Below are 22,483 nucleotides of genomic sequence, written 5' to 3' on the forward strand. Positions count from 1 at the left end.
CGGGCGAAGCACGGCAGGTGATGCTGAGGAGCCTGACGGAATCTCGTCGGAGACGAAGCTGCCTGCCACGGGCGGATACGCTCCGGGGACTCAAGTGCAGATTCGTGACGAGTTATGGCTGGTGCGTCAATGCACCGGCACTGATCACGACGGGTGGATGGTCGAGGTTTCGGGAATCTCACCGTTCGTCCGCGGTATGGACGCGGTCTTCTACGATCGGCTGGACGCCGTCCAGGAGCTTGATCCTCGCGAGACCAAGCTGATGCCTGACGACTCGCCGAATCACCGCCGGTCCCGGCTCTTCCTCGAAGCGATCATCAGGAAGACGTTCCTCCCACAGACCGAGCACGGGCTGGCGCTAACGGACAACTTCCTGATGGACCACCAGGTGCACCAGCTGCGGCCGGCGGAGTTGGCGCTCTCGATGAAGAACCCGCAGCCGCGCGTCCTGATCGCCGACGTGGTGGGCCTCGGCAAGACCCTGGAGATCGGGGTACTCCTGGCGGAGCTCATCCGACGGGGACGTGGCGAGCGAATCTTGGTGGTGACTCCGCAGCATGTGCTGGAGCAGTTCCAGCGTGAGCTGTGGACCAGGTTCGGGATCCCGCTGGTGCGCCTGGACTCCACCGGTATTCAACGGGTGCAGCAGGAGATCCCCGCGGGGCGCAATCCGTTCGCGTATTTCAAGCGCGTGATCATTTCCATGGACACGCTGAAGGGGGACGTGTACGCGCACCACTTGGAGCACACCGAGTGGGACGCCGTGGTCATCGACGAGTCCCACAACCTCGTCAACCGGGGCACGAAGAACAACGCGCTGGCCCGCCTGCTGGCACGCAAGACGGACGCGCTCGTGCTGGCTTCGGCAACCCCGCACAACGGCGACGCGCCCTCCTTCGCAGAACTGATCAGGATGCTGGACGAGGCGGCCATCGCGGATCCACGCCAGTACGAAGTTGAAGACCTCAGCCATCTCTACATCCGTCGTACGAAGACTTCGTCCGAGGTCCGGGAATCGCTCCATGGAGCCTGGGCTGATCGTGGTCCATCGAAGCCCATCTATGCGGCGGCCACCGAGAAGGAGAAGGCGGTCTTCGAGCAGCTGGCCACGCGCTGGATACCCGCTGATGTGCTGACCCCGTCGGTGAGTGAGAGTCGACTCGTTCCGTACCGGTTATTGAAGTCGTTCCTGTCCTCGCACAAGGCCCTGCTCGAGACGATCAAGACCCGCATCGGGACTCTCGATTCCCCGCCCGGCAAGACACTGAGCGGTGAGAGGCGGCAAGTCCGGTACGACGCGACACGTGAAGCGGCACGAAAGGCAGAGCGGACCGCACTGGTTGAGTTGCAGCACCTCGCTGAGCAGATCGAAGACCAAGATTCGGCGAAGCTGGCAGCACTGGTGGAGGAACTCCGCCGCATGGGGGTCGGGCCTGGGGCCGACATCCGGGTGGTGGTGTTCTCGGAGAGCATCCCCACCTCGAAGTGGCTGGCTGAGACCGTACCCGCCGCCCTCGGGTTCCCCCGGACCGCCAGTCCTGACGAGAAGAAGCCCTGGCTGGGATTCGGTGGAGCGGTGCTGGTCATGCACGGCGAGCTGTCCACCGATCAGGAGCAGCAGGCCATCGTCGAAAAGTTCGGGCTCCGCGACGATCCCGTACGGATTCTGTTCACCGGCGACGTCGCCTCCGAGGGCGTCAACCTACATCAGCAGTGTCACCTGCTGATCCATTACGACCTGCCGTGGTCCCTGATCCGTATTGAGCAGCGCAATGGCCGTATCGACCGCTACGGGCAGGAGCAGCCACCTGAGTTCCGTGCGCTGATCCTCACGAGTGACATCCCATGGCGCACGGACGAGCAGACCGAGCAGCCGCGCACTCTAGATGACCGTCTGGTGGGCGAAAAGCTTCTCAAGCGGGAGGAGGAGGCTCACAAGATCGAGGGTTCTGCCGAGGCGGTCACCGGGCTATATCGGGCCAAGGAGGAAGAGACCCGCCTCACCTTGGACCTGATCGCGGGCCGTACGGTCGAGCAGTCCATCAAGGAGTCCAGGCAAGGCGGGACGGCCTTCCTGGCAGGGGTACTGGGCCAAGTGGGCGCGACTCACGAGCATCCTGAAGTGGCCCATGCCGTGGTGCCCAAGCTCTTCCGGTCCACCGAGGACTACTTCGAGGAGGCGCTACGACAGGTCTTCCGTCCCAATCCCGAGGACGTGCTGAAGCTGCGACGCGACGACGACGGAACCATCGCCTTCCAGCCACCATCGGACCTGCTGTATCGACTCAAGGCGCTCCCCAAGTCCTACCTGGACGAGCAGCAGATCATGCCTCCCAAGCCCGACATCCCTGGACGGATGCGCATCACCTTCTCCAAGGAACTGGCCGGCAAACGTTTGAAGGCGGCACGTGAGACCACCGCTTCCCAATGGCCGAACGTTTCCTATGTCACCGACGTGCACCCTGTCCTGGACTGGCTCACCGACAAGGTCCTGGTCGAGATCGGCCGGCACCAGGCCCCCGTGCTCGCCGCCAACGTGGACGACCCGACATACCTCGTGCAGGGCATCTACTCCAACGCGCTGGGCAAGCCCACCATCGTCGAATGGATGGCCGTCTCCCACCTCCCTGATGCCGCCATCGTGGAGACGCTGACCGCCGACGTACTGCAACGCTACGGCGTCGGCCCGAACATGCCCGGCCGCGCCACGCCCCGAAATCTCCCCGGCCTCAATGCGCTCGTGCCCGAGGCGATCGATGCCGCGCAGCGGTATCTCATCTCCCTCAAAGACACCTACGACCGGCAAATCGCCGACACACTCGCCCCCTACCGCAAGCGGGTTTCCCAGTGGCGACAGGAGGCGCTATTCGCCAGCAACCGCCCGAAGAAAGCGGAACTCGACCAGACAGCCGAACGGAGGCTGAAGCTGGTCAAGTCACTGGAGACGGCAGGCGAACCGATGCTGCGCCTAATCGCCGTCCTCGAACCCCACACCGTCGCTGAAGGAGACGCCGCACGATGAGCACAGACTTCAACTCCTTCACCAACCGCGGCGAGTACTTCTCCGCGCACTACTTCGCCGAGCAGCTCGGTGCCGACCTGAAGAAGGGCTTGTTCGCCACGTGGGCATCGCGCGAGGGTGACAAGAATTACCCGTACAAGACTCCGCGCGAGCTGCTGCGCACTTTGCGTACCCCCTATCTCACGGAGAAGCTCCGAAGCTACTTCGCCGAGGCCAGCGAGGCCGATGCCGAAGACGAAACCCGCGCTGCCACCTACAACAACCCCGAGTGGTCAAAGCGGCTGGCCGAGTGGCACCAAACGGTCCTGCAAGCCCTCGGATACGACACCACGCCGACCGAGCTCACCGTTCACCGTGCCGGCCGCAAGCACACCCTCACCGCCGCCTATCACGGTCACGGCATCATCGCCCTTGACTGCGGCTGGTCCGCTGACAACGATGCCGCCCTTGACGCTGACGGCGCCGGGCGCCTGCTGTCACCCCTGCACGTCTCCGCCGGCGACTCGTACACAGCTGGTGCGGCTCTGACCTCGTGGCTGTTCCAGAGCGAGCTCGGGGAAGAAGGCGGTCCGCACCCGCGATTCATCCTGCTGCTGTGCGGCGGAGTGATCCTACTCGCCGACCGCCATGCCTGGAACGAAGGCCGCTATCTCGCCGTCAACCTCGACGGCGCGCTGGAACGCAACGACCGCAGCCAACTCGGCGAGCTTTCCACCATCGCCGCCCTGTTCAGCCTCGACATGCTGCGCCCTGGCGAGAACGACCAAAGCCGCGGGATCGATGCCCTGCTCAAGGCTTCCGGCGACAACGCGGTCGGCGTCTCCGGCGAACTGCGCCATGGCCTGCAGCGCTCAGTTGAGATCATCGCCAATGAAGTCCTGCGGCGGATGGCAGAGCCGGGAAACAACGTCACCCCCGCCGACCTCGAAAGCCCCAAGATTCCCTTCGCCAAGGAACTCACCCGCGAAGCGCTGCGCTACCTGTACCGCATCCTGTTCCTGCTGTACGCGGAAGCTCGTTCCGAACTGGGCATTCTCCCCGCTGACGATGGATCGTACGAGGCCGGCTACTCCATGGCCCGCCTGCGAGAGCTCGTAGCACGCGAGGAGGAACTCGTCGAAGAGGAAGCCAAGACCGGCTTCCACCTGTACGCGTCCCTCGACGTTCTGTTCAACAAGGTCAACTTCGGCCACCGTCCGTACGGCACGGAACCCGACGACGATCAGCCGGGGGACGACGAGGAGACCCGCCGGACCAAAGCCGCCCTCCGAAGCGAGGACCGTGGTCTGCGCTTCGAACCGCTCCGCAGTGAGCTCTTCGAGCCGACCGCCATCCGGCTGATCGGCACCGGCCTCCTGGACCCGCGCTCCGATGAGGACAACGAACCGCGCTGGCTCGACCTACGCCTCCGGAACGAGGCTCTCCACGAAGTGCTCCGGCTGCTCACCATGAAGAAGGGCAAACGCGGCGAGCGCGGCGGCTTCATCTCCTATCGGAACCTCGGCATCAACCAACTCGGCGCCGTCTACGAGGGCTTGATGTCCTACACCGGCATCATCGCGGACGAAGAGCTATGCGAAGTGGCCAGGGGCGGCGATCCTGATCAAGGCTCCTGGCTCGTCCCCTTGCACAAGCAGGACCAGTACCCCGACAAAACCCTCGTCCACTACGACGAGGCGGACGCACGCAAGGGCCTGCGCGGCCCCAAGAAGTACGACAAGGGCTCCTTCGTCTACCGACTGGCCGGCCGCGCACGGGAGACATCAGCCTCGTATTACACCCCAGAATCCCTGACCAAGGTCACGGTCGAACTCACCCTCAAGCATCGCCTCGACCAGGAGCTAGACGAGAACGGCGAGGTCATCGAAACGCGGGCGTCGGAGCTGCTGAAGTACAAGATCTGCGAACCGGCGCTCGGCTCGGGGGCGTTCCTCAACGAGGCCATCAATCAGGTCGCCGACGAATACCTGCGCCGCCGCCAGAAAGAACTCGGCATCACCATCCCGACGGCCGATGCCATCACCGAGAAGCAGAAGGTCAAGGCGTACATCGCTCTGCACAACGCCTATGGGGTTGACCTCAACGCCACCGGTGTCGAGTTGGCCGAGGTGTCGTTGTGGCTCAACACCATGCACCCAGGCATGCAGGCCCCATGGTTCGGCCTGCACCTGCGCCGCGGCAACTCACTTATCGGCGCTCGCCGCGCGGTGTACGCGGGCGACGACGTCACGGACAAGGACAAGCCATGGCTGAAGGTCAAGGGCGGCCTCGCACCGACGCCGTTACCCTTCCCCAAGGACGGCGAGCCGCCGACTCTGCCCCACAACGCCGTCCACCAGTTCCTGCTGCCGAACCCCGGCTGGGCCGCGGTCGCAGGCTGGGCAGAAGCCAAAGAACTCGCCAAGGAGGACGTCGGACGGCTCGCCACCTGGAAGAAGGGCCTCCTCCAGCGTCCCCAGCGCAGCACCGCGCACCTCAACAAGGACGGTAGCCCCAAGCTCGACTCCAAGACCAAGCAGCCGAAGAGGGAGGCGGCCTCGCAGTTCACGCGACTGCGGGACGCCGCCCTGAGAGTTGAGTTCCTCTGGTCGGCCGTCATCAAGCGTATGGAACTCTCCGAGAGGGAGATCGCGCGCCGCATCGAGCTTTGGAAGGCCGATCCGAAGGATCCCGAGTATGCCTTCCTTCAGAACCCCGACCAGGCGGTGCCGAAGGAGAAGGTGCTGGAGGACCTCTTCAACGCCGTCGACACCCCGTACTGGCGACTCAAGACGGTCATGGACGCCTGGTGTGCCCTGTGGTTCTGGCCGACTGACAAGGCCGGGCTGCTGGATGGGACCGACGGCGAGTACGCGGCACACGTCGTGGTCGAAGATGCCGACGATCTCCGTGAAGTGCTCGGCGAGAAGCGCGTTGTCCAGAACACACCCCCACCGCCGACTGCTCCAGCGCCCAAGTCCGAGCCGCGCTTCGTGGAAGCGGTGGCCTTGTTTGCCATGGGGCCCGAACAGGCCACCATCTGGGACATCGAACCATCCGCGGACGACGAAGTGGTCGTCGAACTGAAGAAGGTCGGATCGACAGGAAAGAAGAAAGCAGCCAAGCCAAGGGCACCGGAAAGGCGGAAGAAGGTCCCGCTGAAGGACCTCGAAGACTGGTTGGAGTTCCTGGAGGCCATGCTGGGACGGGCCGATGTTCCGCCAGGAACCCTGCTCGACTCCTTCAAGAGCCTCGACGAGCTGAAGGAATTCGAAGAGACGATCCCGCACTTCCTGGGCATGGACTTCGGCGACCCGGAGGACCGGTTCCCATGGCTGAGGACGGTCCGCAACATCGCGGAGGAGCAGGGCTTTCTGCACTGGGAGCTGGAGTTCGCCCTCATCTTCGCGCGCGACGGCGGCTTCGCCCTCCAGGTCGGTAACCCGCCCTGGGTACGGCCTCGCTGGAACGAGTCCTCCGTACTCGCGGAGTACGAACCGTGGTTCGAGCTGGAGGACAAGGCATCCACAGCCGAGAAGGACCGTCGGCGTCGGAAGATCCTGGATTCGCCAGCGGCTCGGCGATATATGCTTGGCGAACTAACGAACATAAGCGGGCAGGTCGCGGTGTTCGGCTCTCCACAGATGTACCCGTTGCTGGCGGGCACACAGCCGGATCTTTATCGAGCATTCATGTCACAAATCTGGGCACACACCTCAGCGGGTGGAACTGCCGGGATGGTGCATCCAGATACACACTTCGCAGGGGATAAGGAAGGGAGACTGCGGGAAGCTGCATACCGACGCTTGCGCGTTCACGGAGATTTTGTCAATGCTGGACAGCGGTTCTTTCCGCGTCCGGTCGGCGACACTGCGCACTTCGGGGTACATATCTACGGCCATCCTACCGAAATAGGATTCGATCACCTCTCATGGTTGGTCTCCGTGGATGCCCTACGGTATTCCGCGCAGCACGATGGCTCGGGAGATGCGCCAGGCGTCCGCTACCGGAATGGCGAATTCGACGAGCGTCCACATCGTGCCCGCATGATCCGTGTGAATACGCAGCAGCTCTCCATCTGGCAGCGCCTGCTGGACGAGATCGACCAACCTGTTGAACAAGCACGTCTGCTCTTTCCCGTCAGCACAATGGAAGCGTCCGCGATAAAGGCTCTGGCTGACCACCCTCTGCGGCTTGGTGCCCTGGCCCCACAGATCGCGCGCGGGTACGATGAGAGCGGCGCCAAGAAGCTGAACCTGATTGATTACAATCGCCCTGACCCTCTCACAGGCCGCGAATACGTCCCAACCTGTTGGCGCAAGGTCATTTTGAAGGGCACTCAGTTAAGTGTTGCCACGCCAGTTTTCAAACGTCACGACGCCAATAGCAACGATCCGTATGGTGCGGATCTCGTTGCACTCTCGCCGGACTTCGTGCCCGACACGGCATATGTGCGCGCAGATATCAGAAACCAGTCTTATCTCAACGAGCAGGAACGGTGGATCGATCACCAGGCTCTTGCATGGTTGAAAGGTAGCGAAAGAGCGGTCACAAGTGCGCGACGACAGATCGCCCATGCTGAGGGAATCACCGAAGATCATGTCAAACAAGAGAAGATAGATGCCTTCCTAGCACAAAGGGCACTGCGGCGCTACTCCACTTTCTACCGCCTTGCCTGGCGCAAAATGATTGCGCCAAATACAGAAAGAAGCTTGTATTGTGCTCTAATCCCACCAGGCGCGACCCACATTGACGGCATCCGCAGCGCCTCTCTATCAGATAACAAAGCCACGAGCTTGACAGCAGGCTTCTTCGCATCGCTCCCGCTGGATTATTATCTGCGCGCCACTGGCCGCGGTGATTTGCACGTAGGGGCCGCCAAAGCTATGCCCGCTCCTTCTTCAGCTCACCCCCTGGCATCAGCCCTACTCCTCCGCACTCTCCGCCTGAACTGCCTCACCAGTGCCTACGCCGATCTTTGGGCCGAGCTCTACAACCCCCACTGGTTCGATCAGGAGCACTGGGCCGTTGGATGGCGCGGCCTCCAATCCTTGGACGACGTAACCCCGGACTGGCGCCATGAGACGCCCCTTCGAACCGAGCGGGCTCGTCGGTCGGCCTTAGTGGAGATCGACGCCTTGGTGGCGGTCTGGTTGGGCATGGACGCCGATGCGTTGATCGCCGCATACCAAGGTCGTTTCCCCGTACTGCAGAAATACGAGGCCGTGACCTGGTTCGATGCCAACGGCTGGAAGCTCGCCGGCAATGCACGCACCATCGGTCAACGGCAGACCAAGGAGACATGGGCGCAGTTCCAGGCTTATGACGCAACCAAGGACGAGCGTCTCATCCCGGAGGGCTACACATCTCCGTTCTACAAGGCGAATCGGGAGACGGAGATGCGAGAGGCGCACGCCGTCTTCAAGAGGCGACTGGATGACGCGATCAGCCGTGGTGAGTGGGACCCCGTCAAGCAGGAGGTGCCGAAGCCGTGAGACCGACGCTGCAAGCGCGGGCGCTCAAGGAGAGCCTGCTGCAGTACCTGTCGACGACGTACGCCCTCAGCGACGAGGGCGCGCGCGAGGCGCTGCACCGGTTCCTCGGGGATGAGACGTCCGGGATGTTTCGCGGGCCGTACCTGCGGATCCGCACGCCCTTCACGGTCGGCGGCGAAGAGTGGCGCGAGCACCTGGAGTGGCAACGTGAGGGCTTCACGCCGTACGCGCACCAGGCGGAGGCGTTCACCCGGCTAACCTCCGCGAACGGGCACACCCCTCAGCCGACCCTGATCACCACGGGCACAGGCTCGGGTAAGACGGAGTCGTTCCTCTACCCGGTGCTCGACCACTGCCGCCGGGAGCGAGAGGCAGGAAAGGCCAGCGTCAAGGCTGTGTTCCTGTACCCGATGAACGCGCTCGCGACCGACCAAGCCGGCCGCATCAACGACTTACTGACGCAGTACGGCGAGCTGCGCAAGCTGTGGGCCGGCCTCTACATCGGGGACCGGGCGGGGACGCAGTACGAGAAGGTACGTACGCGACGCCACGACATGCAGTTGTCACCGCCCGACATTCTGATCACCAACTACAAGATGCTCGACCTACTGCTGCAGCGCGAGGACGACGCCCCGCTGTGGCGGGAGGCGAACATCCAATACGTCGTGGTGGACGAGTTCCACACCTACGACGGCGCTCAGGGCAGCGACGTAGCGATGCTGCTGCGTCGGCTCGCGTCCGCGGTGGGGATGTCTGAGAAAGGACGTCCGCTGGGACGCATCTGCCCGGTGGCGACATCGGCGACTCTCGCGTCAGGAACGGACGATGACGGAGTCAAACGCCTCTTGGAGGTGGCAACCGACGTCTTCGGCACGGAGTTCACGGCAGAGTCGATCATCAAGGAGAATCGGCTGCCGGTTGAGGAGTTTATTCCGCTCACCGGCGTGAAGATGCAGCGGCTGCCGACGCCGGACGAACTGCTCGCACTACCCGACCCCACCCTCAGCGAGGAAGCGCTACTCGATCTCATTGAGGCCGTGACCGGCGTCCGCGACGGCGACCCGATCCGGCTGGGCGGCAACCTGAAGCAGCACCTGTTCACTCGGGCGGCGATGCAGGCTCTGGACGGCGAGCTGAAGACCAGCGCCGAGGTGCTGGACATGATGTGGCGTGCGGGTGCGGCTGGTTGGGCGGAGGCGGTGGCCCTGCAGCCGGAGAAGGCCGCAGAGGCTCTGGCCCGGTTCGTGGCACTGCTGTCGTACGCACGTGACCCTAAGTCGCAGCCCGACGAGGAACGTCCTCTGGTTCATGTCGAAGTGCATCAGTGGGCCCGGTCGGTGTCGCGGCTCCTGCGCGGCGTGCTTCCGTGGCCGAAGGCGGAGTTCCGCTGGGATGTGGCGGGCATGGCCGACGCCAGCGCGACGGACAACGAGCGTATGGCACCGGTGACCACGGCCACCTCAGGTCAGAGTGCCAATCTCTTCTTGCCTGCCGTGTACTGCCGGGACTGCGGACGGTCGGGCTGGGCGGTGTTCTCACCGGAGAGCGACGACCACGATGTGCAGTTCAACACCTTCAAGATCCGGCGTGCTTCGCTCGGGCAGGACAAAGCCCGGGTACGGAACCTGATCGCGGCTACCGACCGAGAGGCGGGGGAAGGCGCCTGGAAAGGCCCGATCTCCGCCGATGCCAGGAAGGTCAACGCCAGCACATCGACTCAAGGGGGTGGTGTGCTGATGGTCCTGGACGGCGCACGCAAACGCCTGCGGCTGCCGGACCCCCTCAACGACTACTCCGCGGATACCAAGGAACCGCGGCTGACAGCGCGCGACTCCGCGTTCGTGCTGGTTCACTTCGGCGGCACGGTGGCGAACACCGCGGCCCAGCAAGACTGGTGCCCGGCCTGTGGAGCGCGCAACGCGATTCGCTACCTGGGCACCGGTTCGGCCGCGATGGCGGCGGCCTCGATCACGCAGTTGTTCACGGGCGGGGAGCTCGACAAGAAGCTGCGCGAGGACAGAACTCTGATGTTCAACGACTCGGTGCAAGACGCCGCGCACCGAGCCGGCTTCGTGGCCAACCGCTCGTACACGTTCTCGCTGCGTGCGTTGCTGGCCGACCACCTGAGCCACGACGAGCCGACGGCGCTCAACGACCTCATCGCGAACGTGGTGGAAGCCACCACGGACCAGACCACTCTCGCAGCGGTGGTGCCGCCGGATCTGCACGTCTACAAGGGAGTTGAACGGCTGCTGTCAGGTCAGGGACGCGGCGGCACCCTTGCGACGTGGCGGCTGATCGGGCAGCGCCTCGCCTTCGAGACTCTGATGGAGTTCGGATTCCGCTCCCGCAACGGCCGCACTCTCGAGTTGACCCGGACCGCCGCCGCACACGTGCGAATCGACGATCCGACGACCGTGGTGGCTCTGACCAGGCGCATCCACGAGGAGTCCGTACAGGACAAGGTGCCGTTGGTCGCCCAGGACGACGAGCGGTACCTGGCACTCGTACGCATTTTCCTGGAGCGTCTCCGGACACGAGGCGCGGTCGCTCACAAGTGGCTCAGCAAGTACGTGGACGAAGCCGGCACCAGCCGCTACTTCATCTGGGGCAAGCGTGAGCCAGGGATGAAGGCATTCCCTACGCGGGTCGCGGCGCCGCTGTTCCTGCTGAACCAGACGAAAGCAGGCAGCGAGTTCGACTTCGCCACCGGGCGGCTGTCCTGGTACGAGCGGTGGGCCGGACGCTGCCTGGACCTGCCGCGAGAGATGGCGCCGGAGTTCTGGTCCAAACTTCTGCCCGAACTGTCCGCACTCGGTCTGCTTGCGGTGCGGACGCCGCGCGACACCTCGCTGCGCGTCTACGGCCTCAAACCCGGCAATATCGAAGCCCAACTGCTCGACGACGACCAAGTGCGGCAGGCGTACGTGCGCTGTCCCGTGTGCTTCTGGGAGCAGACCGTTCACCCGTCGCTGCTGGATCAGTGGCGTGAGCAGCCGTGCCCCTCTTATCGTTGTGGGAGGGGCCGTCTGGTCGCGGGCGACCGGCCCGAGGCACTGGGGAAACACCACCGCGACCGCGACTACACCCGCGACTACTACCGGCGCCTGTACCGGAAGGCAGGCACCTACCAGGTCGTCACCGCCGAGCACACCGGCATGCTGACGCGCCCGCAGCGCGAGAGGGTGGAGCAGGCATTTAAACAGGGTGGAGGTTTCAAGGACCCCAATGTGCTGTCCTGCACTCCGACCCTGGAACTGGGCATCGACATCGGCGAACTGTCCGCGGTCGTGCTGGCCGCGCTGCCACGCCGCCCCGCCTCGTACGCTCAGCAGATCGGACGGGCGGGACGTCGTACGGGTAACGCGTTCTTGCTGACGATTCCCGACCGGAGGCGTCGTGACCTGTACTTCCTGGAGCGTCCCAAGGATCTGATTGCCGGCACCATCGTGCCGCCGGGCTGCTACCTGTCCGCCATCGAGATCCTGCGCCGTCAATATCTCGCGCATCTGCTCGACTTGGCCGCCGCTGGGCGACTGGTACGTCCCGATGGCATCGTGCTTCGCGCGCTTCCACGCAGGGCGCCTCATTTGTTCGGCCCGTCCGGTTATCTGGTCGACCTGGTGGAGGTGGCACTCGCGCATGGCGCTGAGCTGGCAGAGGGGTTTCTGGAGCTGTTCCCCACCGGGGTCAACGACTCTGCCAAGGCCGACCTGCGCGCCTACGCCACCCATGGCCTGCGAGCCGCAGTCGAGGAGGCCGAGCGGGAGTGGTTCCGCGGCGAGCAAGCGCTACGCGCCCGGCTGCACGAGATCGACGAGGCCCACGACGAACTTCACGACTCCGACCCGGACCAGGCACGTCAGAAAGCCGAACTGGACGCCGAGCGGCGTGGCGTCGGACGGCACCTGATGAACCTGGGCGAGACCCCGGCCCAGACCGCGCTGTGTGATCTGGGCCTGCTGCCGAACTACGCGCTGATTGACTCCACGACCACCCTGTCAGCGACCCTGTACGGCGAAGAGGGAACGGATCCCGCGAACGGCAGGCCGATCTACACCTCCGACACCTACACGTACGAGCGCCCCCGGCGCATCGCCCTGCAGGAACTGGCGCCCGGCAACACCTTCTACGTCAACGGCTACAAGCACGAGATCAGCGGCCTGGAGATCTCCACCGGTGGTCGGCAGGAGTGGCGGACCTGGCGGGTCTGCCCGGCCTGCGGTTACGTACGGACCGAGAACGCCAAAGACGACCGCTCGGCCTGCCCGCGCTGCAAGGGCGACAACATCGCTGATGACGGATCTTGCCTGTTCCAGATCATCGAACCCGCCACCGTCACCTCGCGCGACAAGCGGGAGGACGCTCGGATCCGCGACGACAAGGACGACCGGGACCGCCGCTTCTACACGGTTGTGGACGCCGTGGATATGCCGGTGGAAGACATCGAGGATGGCTCGTGGCGGCACGATCACCAGACGTTCGGCATCGACTACTGCCGGCGGACCATGATTCGGCGGATCAACGTCGGCCCCGTACGCTACGACGCGCTGGCGCGCGACGACTTCGCCGGGCATCATGTGCGGCTCAATCCGTTCCACGTGTGCACGGCGTGCGGGGCGGCCAGTGCGGATGGGCGGCCGGTCTTCAATCGCCACAACGACGAGCTGGACTCTCTGGCAGCCCGCAGTGGGCGGCTCAAGCATCACCGTCCGTGGTGCCCGCTACGGCGCGGTAAGAAGAGCGACGCCCGGGAGGAACGAGTACTCCTCGCTCACCAATTGCAGACCGAGGCCCTGCGCGTGCTGCTCCCCGCGGCCACCGCGGACGTGGATTCCAAGGTCCACTCCTTCAGGGCCGCCCTGCGGCTCGGTGTGGACCTGCATTTCGGCGGGGATCCGCAGCACCTCGCGACCACGGTGGCCTCCATGCCCGACCTCGAAACCGGAGAACGTCGCTGGTTCCTGGTGCTCTTCGACTCCCTGCCCGGCGGAACCGGCTACCTGGACCGGCTCCGTGACAGTGACGCCTTCCGCGACACCCTGACGGCGGCGTACGAGATGCTGAAGGACTGCCCGTGCGCGGAGGAGCAGCGCCGGGCCTGTCACCGCTGTTTGCACCGATACACCCCAGAGCCCTTCCAGGACATCGTCTCGCGCCAGTCGGCGCTGACGATGCTGGAGTCCTTGCTGTTCGCTAAAGATGGCGGGCCTGGCTGGGAGACCAGCGAAGTTGATCACACGGGGCTGGTCGGTTTGGACGCGCAGGTGGAGTCCGATCTTGAGGCCCGTTTTCTGGCCGCCCTGCGCGACTGGGTGAAGATCACCGGAGATGCATCCTTGGACGAGGATGGCCACTCCAGCGGGCATCTGCGCTTCACCGGCAGTTCCGGTGTGACGCACTGGCGGTTGACCGCACAGCAGCGGGTCCAAGGCAGCGTCAGCGACTTCACGTTCACCCGGGTCGACGGCCCGGTGCAGAGCGTCAAGGTGTATCTCGAGGGTTTCCGGTTCCATGCCAGCCGCGAGCACAACCGGATCGCCACCGACGCCGCGAAACGCACGCTCCTGCGCGCCGACGGGAACATCGTTTTTCAGATCACCTGGGCTGACATCGACCTGTTCGAGCAGCTGCCGACGCGCACGAGGCCGGTCTGGCCGCCGTACGCGGCTGGTGCGCAGGACCAGGCCAAGTCGGCATACGAGCAGTACGGCGGGCAGCGCGCGCACGTCGCCGGCTCCATCTTCACCAACCCGATCGCCACTCTGATCGCCTACCTACGCAACCCGGACCCGACCCGCTGGGCCCGCCTGGCGTCGGCCCTGGTCACCGGACTCACGCGACAGCCGGGCACCACCACGGTCGCCGCGGCCGGCCGGCGCAGCGAACTTGTCGCGGCTCTGCGCGGCCAGCTGTCGGCTTCCCCAGCGGGAGCACATCACGACAAACCGGATGAGACTGGTATCGGACCCGTTCACGTCTTCCGCGCGCAGGACGACACGGGGCTGCCCATCGTGTTCGCCGTGGACGCCGCCGATCCGGAGGCTCTGAAGTGGACCGCCCTGACGATCCTCGACGACAACGACACGGTATTGGACACGGACGAGCACAAGGAACGCTGGCGGGCTTGGCTGTATTGGACCAACCTCACTCAGTTCCTGTCCCTGGCCGGCGGTGACGGCGTCCAACTCGCGTCCAGCCAGGCCGCCCACTTCGAGGTGGAGGTGCTCGCGATATGCGGCGGGCTCGGCGAACTTGACTCGCTCACCGGAACGCCCGCCGTCGCAACCGAGCCGACTGGCCGAGACCTCGGCTCCGCCGCCGAAGCCGCTGCGGCCCAGGCAATCCGCGATGCCGTCTGGGACGAGGACATTCTGGAGATCTTGCGGGAAGAGCCCAACGAGGCACCGGATCTGATCCGCCTTGCCGAGACGCTTGCCGACCGCGGGAAGCAGGCCCCCGTCTTTGGCTATGAGCTGGGCGCCGGCCGCTGGCTGGCTGAGTTCGCCTGGCGCATCTCCCATGGCGTCAAGGTGGCCGTGGTCTCCGCTCATCAGGGCGATGACGACGACGAGGCACAGCGGCGTGATGCCGCGTACATCGAGGAAGGCTGGATCGTGCGCACAGCCGCCGAATGGCTCGCCCACCTCGATGAACTGCTGGAGAAACTTCCCGACGTGAAAGAAGGCGCTGCTCGATGACTGCCCGGCTCAGCCTGTACCGCAAAGCCGAACAGGAGTTGTACAAGCTCGACCGCTCGGTCAAGGGCCAGTTCTACAACTTCTGTCACCACTTCCGAGAGAACCCCGACCAGCCAGGACTCAAAAAGAAGAAACTCAAGGGCGATTCCCGCATCTGGTCAGCCCGGGTCGATCACGACCACCGGGCCCTGCTCACTCCCATCGGCGTGGACGCGGACGGAACCGAGAGCTGGCTGATCATCGCCGTCCGGCACCGTAAGCATGTCTACGAAGAGCTCCAGGTCGCGGTCAACCGCGTAACCGGCGAAATTGAATTCGTCGACCTCGCCGTCGTCGGCGACAGTGCGCTGCGCAGGGCCAACATCACCCTCACTCCCTCAGAGCCGGAGAAGCCGGCCACTGAGCTTGTTCCCGCGCCGGAGCCCGAACCGGAGCCTGAAGCGCCGGCGCTGCTGGCCACGTACGACGCCGAGCAACTACGCGAACTCGGCGTCGCTGACCAGCTGATCGAGCTTGCGCTCAGCGTGACCACGAGTGCCGAGCTCGACCAACTGGTCGAAGGCGCTCCCCCTGCTTTCCAAAGACGTCCTCTACGGCCTGGCCGCCGGCATGGACATCGAGGAAGTACGCAAGGAGATCACCGCACCGGTTGAGCTCGACCAGCGGCCCGATCTCGACGACTTCGCCACCGCCCTCAGCCGGACCAAGGTGACCACGGTCGACAAGGACCTGCAAGACATCATCGAAGAAGGCGACTTCCGCGCCTGGAAAGTCTTCCTCCACCCCACGCAAGAACGCCTGGTCGACCGCCACTACAACGGCCCCGCCCGAGTCTCCGGCGGCCCCGGCACGGGCAAGACCATCGTCGCACTGCACCGCGTCAAGCATCTTGTCGAACAGTTGCCTGCTGGTCAGAGCAAGCCGATCCTGCTGACCACCTTCACCAAGAATCTCACCACCGACCTGCGCCAGCGGCTCGCCTCCCTCATCGAACCCGCGCTTCTCGCCCGCGTCGACATCGCCCACATCGACCAGCTCGCGGCACGCGTCCTGGGCGAGAACACCGCCCAGGGACGCGCCAAGCAGCGTGTCTACGACCATGTGGCGCTGAACGAGATGCGCCAGCTCCTGGCCGAGCTGGGAGATCGGCGCTGGGAGGCCGATTTTCTTTTCGAAGAGTGGGAACAGGTCATCCTCGGCCAATCGATCTCCACCCGCTCCGAGTACTTCAAGGCTCGCAGAGCCGGCCGCGGCCAGGCACTGACCCGCCCGGAACGCAACCACATCTGGAAGCTCATCGAGCAGTTCACCGCCCGCCTCGACCAGCTCGAAGTCGAAACCTGGGGCCAGGCCGCCGAGCGTGCCGCCCGCTTCGAAATCGAACGCGCGTTGAGGGTCAACAACCGCCGCAAGGAGATAGAGGAGAGAGACGGCAAGGAGACCATCCACCAAGACAACAACTCCGGCATGCGGTACCTCGACCACCGCTACCGGCACATCGTCGTCGACGAGGCCCAGGACCTTCGCCCCGCTCACTGGAAGATGCTGCGCGCCATGGTCGGCCCTGACCAGCCCAACGACCTGTTCATCGCCGGCGACACCCACCAGCGCATCTACGATCATCAAGTCGCGCTCGGCGCCCTCGGCATCCATATCCGTGGCCGGGCCTCCCGCTTGACCTTGAGCTACCGCACGACCAAGGAGATCCTCACCGAGGCTCTCCACGTCGTACAGCCCAAGACTAAAAACGACAAGGTCTCCTACGACGACCTTGACGAGGGCAGCGACACCTTGGATGGATACCGCTCCATCCTTCACGGTCCCAAGCCCGACTTCGTCGGCTATGACACCTGGGAAGAGGAACTCGCCGGTCTCGCCGCCACTCTGAAAGCCTGGCGAGAGGACTTGTCCACCGACGACAACGGTGCACCCCTCGACCCCAGCGGACGCATCGCTGTTTGCGTCGCCGACCGAGACTTGGTCAACCAGGCCATGTACTACCTGGCCACCAAGGGGGACATCACCTGCGCTGAGCTCACCAAGGACGGCCCCAAGGGGGACGGCGAAATCCACGTCGGCACCATGCACCGATTCAAAGGCCTGGAGTACCAGCGGCTCGCCGTTATCGGCGCCAGCGATGGTATTGTCCCGCGCACCAGCGTCATCGAACGCCACCGCATCGAAGACCCGGTCCGATACGAGCGCGAACACCGCAAGGCCCGCTCACTGCTCTTCGTCGCCGCCACCCGTGCCCGGGACGCCCTGACCATCAGCTGGCACGGCAAGCCCAGCCCGTACCTCCCCATCTGAATCCACCATGGGCTCCGGCGTCGTACGCATGCGTCGCCGGAGCCGAGCAACCTGGTCTACGTGACGATTCCGGACCGGGACAACGAGCCGGACTCATACCGCAATTGGTAGGTGCGGACTCCCCCGCCGTTCACCCGGTAGAGCGTGATCGCGGACAGGAACTTCTCCTTGACCTGTACCGTACGACGGCGTTCCTTCTCCCCGATGCTGCTGATCCACTCCTCAATGTGCTCCGGCAGCTTGAAGGTCAACTCGTAGGCGCCCACGGCATCGACAGGTGACAGGGTCCACTCCGCCGCAGCCCCCATGCCACGCCGCCTGATCCGCACCGTATGGTCCGGCCGCTCCTCGGCGTACTTCAGGAACCGCCGATGATCCTCGGAAGCCAGCGGCAGAATGAACGGTGCGGACGGAAAGCCCAGCAGCAACTCGGCTTCGCTACGCCGCCGCAGCACAGTGGCGAACTCAGTGACCGCTGCACTGGCCGCCCGCTTGAACATTCCGCCTGCCACAACGGCGGGAGGCAACAGTTCCAGCGGCGAGGTCCCCAGAGCGCGCCGCAGTTCCGCACGCATCCAGGTCACCGGAAACCGCGACGGCTTCGGCAGGTGCTTTTGGGCCGCACACAAGGTCGACGCCGTGGCTCCGATATGACCGAGCAGCCAGGCGAAGGATGCGCCGGAGAGGTCTACCAGGGAGATCTGGTGGGCGAGCGCGTATTTCTGAGCGTCCGCGGTGAAGCCACTCGCGGAGAACAGGGCGTACGAGTACTTGTACCGCTGGCGCGGCCCTCTTCCCTGGTCGGTCATGAAGTTTTCGTTCACGTCGTGCACCACGCCGTGGGCATTTCGTACGATCTCCAGGCCGCATCGGTCCTGGTAGTACTTGGCCTCGAGGAACAACCGGACGGGCATGGAGAACGCCGGGGTGAACGTGAACTCCCCGAGGACGTCTACTTGATGGAGCGCACCCCGTCCACGTACCCGAAGCGTCTCCCCTTCCGTGACCAGCTCAACGGGGTCCTGGTTCTCGTGGACGAGCAGCCGGTATCCGCTTGAGCGCAGCAGCCAGGCCAGCGACTCTTCGAGGAGGTAGCCCCTCAAAGCAGAGTCCTTGATCGCCACTATCCCCTCCCCCCACGAGCGGTCACGCGCTAACCAACACGTAGCCGATCATGTACGAGTTCGTCTCACACGCCGTGCACCGAGTCAGATGCGCGAACTGCAAGCACGTCGTCATCGTCACCAGCGGTCCTTGCCACGGCAAGCGCCATCCGCACTCAGCATGCCGCTCAGACAGAGCCGGTGGCGCCCGCTGCGGGCGCGTAATGGGCGTAGAGTCCGTTCAGCTGGCTCACCCAGAACTCCTCCTTCTGCCGCGTCGACGGTTTGCGCGGAAGGAGACCGAGGTCGGCGGCGAGGCCGTAGAAGCCACTGCCCGCGTCGTTCGCGCCCAGGTACATCACCAGCGCCGAGATCATCAGACCACTCGCGGGACGGTTCTGCTCCACGATTCGCCCGAGCAGATGCCCCATAGCCGCTCGGTCGTCCTGCCGGCCGAAGTCGAACCCAGAAAGTCCGGTTCGACGCTCAAGTACGGTGTTCAACTCCGTGTACGACGTCGTCTTGCCAAGCCGAGCGCGTTCGATCAGAAACTTCAGCCCGGCTTCTGTGAGCTGCTCCCAGGTCTCGTCGTCACGACCGTACAAAGACATCACATCGCCTCCGCATATAGGATAACGGGCTGCCGCCGGGCGTCGCAGGAAGAGCTCATCACCGGGCGGATTATGTGCGGGGTATCGACATGAGTCGGACCGACCACTCAAATACAAGTGAGGCGATCTGTTCCCTGCTGTCCTGATCTTGTAGTATTTCCGCACTGTCAGGGCGTCCTCCGGGCTGGTGTTGATGACGGATAAACGCAAGGTCCAAACCGCAGTGCTCGGCTCGCCCGATTCGCATGAGCCTATCCTGATGCCCTTCGAACGGGCTGACGCGATCCTTCTCCGGTCGAACTACAGCACACGCCGGTTCTTCTGCGGCGAATGGCTAGGAGGTTGCGGAAGAGAGCTGTACACCCGGATCGGGTCCACGCGGGTGCCCCACTTCGCTCATCATCCAGAAGGCTCAGACGGTCCCGTCAACTGCAGGCGCTCTAGCAACGACGACGCGAGTGCGGATCATCTTTACATCAGGCGCGCACTCATGGAATGGCTGAGACGGCACGGTCATCGAGTCAAGGCGGTGACACTGGAAGGAACTGTGCCCCGCCAGGGCGGGACCTGTGCAGGCATGACCATCGAGACCACCGCGGGCCTGCTGATCGCGGTCGCTCTCCGCGACGATCTGCGGAGGGATCCGAGAACTTACTGGCTGCAACGCGACCAGGAGCTCCACCGGCGCCGAAAGAGGGTCGAGTGGCTGTTTGCCCCACACATCACCCTCGCCAGGCAGATGATCAAACGAACAGGCTACGCGGTCACCGTGACCTGCCGGAACGAAGGGCTTCATCGCACCGTCCAGATCGGACTCAAGGAGGGCGGCAAAATTCCACTCTGGGTCGATCTCGCCGACTGCAAGATCGATGAGAAGGGACACCTGTGGACCCCTCGGCTGGCCGAAATGCGCCGCCGAGCAACCTCCCCAAGCCCCAGCACAGACGTGAAGTCACCGTCTCCGGTCACGCAGGAACAGTACCGGTCGAAGATGCAGCTCACAGGCTTCCCGTTGAGTACCAACCTCCTGACGGTTCTGCCTCGAACTTCGAATGGTCAGACCATCGATGCTGAAATCTCTTGCCCAGTCGCCACCCTTCCGGTCGAGATCGTTCAGGTGAGGCTTCCCAGAGCGGCGAACAGCTTGAGCATCGGACGCCCTTATCAGATTGTGGGCCCAGCGCTCTGCGTCGCCGACAGCCAACCGGACGAGCGCAGCCTCACCTGGACGATCCACGCCCAAGACTTATCACCCCTGTTCTACGATGAACCCGAAGTGAAAGTCGTCGAGAAGCAGATTTCCCAAGACTCTCTCTGGAATAAGGCGATCGCCCTGCTCGCAGAAGTGAAGCAGGCGCAACTCTCCTCCGACGACGCGACATCGGGCAGCCTTCGAGCGGAGTTGGAGGAACTCATCCCCCAGCTCACCCGACGCCAGCAGATACAGGCCCGCAAGCAAATGAGCAAGGGCCAAAAGACCCGCGGGCCTAGAGTGGCCCCGAAGCCGACAAAGAAAGCCCAGGGAACCAGCAGCAGCCAAACTCGCCCATCGAAGAAGGCGAACGCGGTGGATGTCCACGAGAACCAGGCATCCATCCTCGCCGACATGATTAAACGCGCAAATAGCCAGGGCAAGCGCCGTGAGGCCATGGAACTGTACGAGGCTCTGAGGCGCTTCTTAGATAGCCTGCCGGCCGATGAACGTCGGGACCAATTCGACCAGCTTGCACGGTACAGGAGACAGCCGGCGGGTGAGACTCGAGGCAGAAGGCAGTGAGCCGTTTTCATCCCCGTGCGGTGGGTTGCTGATCACAGCATGATCGCGAGGTTGACGTTCGCCTGATGACATGGCGAAACCCCTGGTTGAATCGCCCCGGTTTCGGTGGAGACTTGATCTCTTGAGAGGATCGAGTCCATGCCAGGTAAGTCTCCCTACCCCGCCGAGCTGCGCCGTCGAGCGGTTCGGATGGTCGCCGAGTTGCGACCGGATTACCCGACCGAGTGGGCCACGATCAACGCGGTGGCGACCAAGCTCGGCATCGGCACCGCGGAGACACTGCGCACCTGGGTCCGCCAGGCCCAGATCGACGAGGGCAGCCGGCCCGGCCGCACCACCGACGAGACGGCCGAGCTGAAGCGGCTTCGCCGCGAGAACGCCGAACTCCGCCGCGCCAACGAGATCCTGAAGGCCGCGTCGGCTTTCTTCGCGGCCGAGCTCGACCGGCCACACACGCACTCGTGACCTTCATCGACCAGCACGCCGATGTGTTCGGTGTCGAGCCGATCTGCCGTGTCCTGACCGAACACGGCTGCCCCATCTCCACCAGCACCTACTACGCCGCCAAGAACCGCCCACCCTCGGCCCGCGCCCTGCGCGACGCCGAACTGGACGCCCACATTCAGCGCATCCACGCCGCCAACTACGGCGTCTACGGCGCCCGCAAGATCTGGCATCAACTCCAGCGCGAAGGGCACCAGGTGGCCCGCTGCACCGTCGAACGGCGCATGCGCGCCCTCGGCCTGCATGGCGCCCGGCGCGGCAAAAAGGTGCGCACCACCATCGCCGACCCCGGCCACGAGCGAGCGGCCGACCGGCTCCAGCGCGACTTCACCGCGACTCGGCCGAACGCCGCCTGGGTGGCCGACTTCACGCACGTGGCCGCCTGGTGCGGCGTCGTCTACGTCGCCTTCGTCGTCGACGTCTACTCCCGGGCCGTCGTCGGGTGGGCCGCCTCGCTGACCAAGCACACCACGCTCGTACTCGACGCCCTGGACATGGCCCTGTGGCGGCGCGAGCGCATCGGTCGGCCGGTCGAGCCGGGGCTGATCCACCACAGCGATGCCGGTAGTCAATACACGTCTTTCCGGTTCACCACGCATCTGCTGGCAGCCGGGATCGACGCCTCCATCGGCACCGTCGGCGACGCGCTCGACAATGCCCTGATGGAATCACAGATCGGCCTCTACAAGACCGAGCTGATCAAGCCCCGAGGGCCCTGGCGAAGCCTGGCCGACGTCGAGCTGGCCACCGCCGAATGGGTCGACTGGTTCAACGCCACCCGCCTGCACTCAGCGATCGGACACCTGCCACCAGAGGAGTACGAGGCTCTCTACTACGCTCAACACCAACCCAGCGAACCCGCCGGAATCAACCGTTGAGGTCTCCATCAAAGTCGGGGCGATTCAGGTAGACGGGTTGATCACCACAATCACGTCCGCCACCACCAGGGGCCTCAGATGCTGTTCTACCGTGCTTGCGCCT

9 protein-coding genes are annotated in these 22,483 nt (G+C 64.4%); 7 read left to right on the plus strand and 2 right to left on the minus strand.

From position 1 onward, the window contains the following. The first annotated feature begins 94 nt into the window (after positions 1-94). The 5 genes from ACNF49_RS44050 to ACNF49_RS44070 are packed head-to-tail and all read left to right on the plus strand — an operon-like array spanning position 95 to position 17,507. Positions 95-3,022, plus strand: a complete 2,928-nt coding sequence (locus ACNF49_RS44050; protein WP_482941434.1) for an SNF2-related protein — start codon at positions 95-97, stop codon at positions 3,020-3,022. Next, a complete protein-coding gene (locus ACNF49_RS44055) occupies positions 3,019-8,496 on the plus strand; it encodes a class I SAM-dependent DNA methyltransferase (RefSeq protein ID WP_482941435.1) in 5,478 nt (1,825 codons plus the stop codon). The genes ACNF49_RS44050 and ACNF49_RS44055 overlap by 4 nt, the downstream gene beginning before the upstream one ends. Next, the gene (locus tag ACNF49_RS44060) at positions 8,493-15,197 is read left to right on the plus strand and encodes a DEAD/DEAH box helicase (protein ID WP_482941436.1); all 6,705 of its coding nucleotides are present in this window, start codon (positions 8,493-8,495) and stop codon (positions 15,195-15,197) included. Before ACNF49_RS44055 ends, ACNF49_RS44060 begins: the two co-directional genes overlap by 4 nt. Then, positions 15,194-15,850, plus strand: a complete 657-nt coding sequence (locus ACNF49_RS44065) for a type II toxin-antitoxin system RelE family toxin (RefSeq protein ID WP_482941437.1) — start codon at positions 15,194-15,196, stop codon at positions 15,848-15,850. The genes ACNF49_RS44060 and ACNF49_RS44065 overlap by 4 nt, the downstream gene beginning before the upstream one ends. Then, positions 15,732-17,507, plus strand: a complete 1,776-nt coding sequence (locus ACNF49_RS44070) for a UvrD-helicase domain-containing protein (RefSeq protein WP_482941438.1) — start codon at positions 15,732-15,734, stop codon at positions 17,505-17,507. The genes ACNF49_RS44065 and ACNF49_RS44070 overlap by 119 nt, the downstream gene beginning before the upstream one ends. A gap of 56 nt (positions 17,508-17,563) precedes the next feature. Here the strand turns inward: ACNF49_RS44070 and ACNF49_RS44075 are convergent, their stop codons facing one another. Together ACNF49_RS44075 and ACNF49_RS44080 are read right to left on the minus strand one after the other, a co-directional pair. Beyond that, positions 17,564-18,631, minus strand: coding sequence for a hypothetical protein (locus ACNF49_RS44075; protein ID WP_482941439.1), 1,068 nt, complete (start codon positions 18,629-18,631; stop codon positions 17,564-17,566). A 167-nt stretch (positions 18,632-18,798) separates the two neighbouring features. After that, complete coding sequence (locus tag ACNF49_RS44080; RefSeq protein WP_482941440.1) at positions 18,799-19,221, minus strand: hypothetical protein; 423 nt, start codon at positions 19,219-19,221, stop codon at positions 18,799-18,801. Between the two features lie 577 nt (positions 19,222-19,798). Between ACNF49_RS44080 and ACNF49_RS44085 the strand changes: the two genes are divergently transcribed. Both ACNF49_RS44085 and ACNF49_RS44090 read left to right on the plus strand, forming a co-directional pair. Continuing rightward, the gene (locus ACNF49_RS44085; RefSeq protein ID WP_482941441.1) at positions 19,799-20,998 is read left to right on the plus strand and encodes a hypothetical protein; all 1,200 of its coding nucleotides are present in this window, start codon (positions 19,799-19,801) and stop codon (positions 20,996-20,998) included. Positions 20,999-21,136: 138 nt separating this feature from the next. Next, positions 21,137-22,380, plus strand: a protein-coding gene (locus ACNF49_RS44090; protein ID WP_482939697.1) for an IS3 family transposase whose coding sequence is annotated in 2 segments (ribosomal slippage) — positions 21,137-21,419 and positions 21,419-22,380 — 1,245 coding nt in all. Because the reading frame shifts where the segments join, the coding sequence is not laid out codon by codon here. Positions 22,381-22,483: the final 103 nt, after the last annotated feature.

This window comes from Actinomadura sp. ATCC 39365 (assembly GCF_054392275.1).

Coding starts and splice junctions, on each gene's coding strand:
- ACNF49_RS44065 (WP_482941437.1), top strand. CDS start 15,194: ATGACTGCCCGGCTCAGCCTGTACCGCAAAGCCGAACAGGAGTTGTAC.
- ACNF49_RS44085 (WP_482941441.1), top strand. CDS start 19,799: ATGACCATCGAGACCACCGCGGGCCTGCTGATCGCGGTCGCTCTCCGC.
- ACNF49_RS44055 (WP_482941435.1), top strand. CDS start 3,019: ATGAGCACAGACTTCAACTCCTTCACCAACCGCGGCGAGTACTTCTCC.
- ACNF49_RS44080 (WP_482941440.1), bottom strand. CDS start 19,221: ATGTCTTTGTACGGTCGTGACGACGAGACCTGGGAGCAGCTCACAGAA.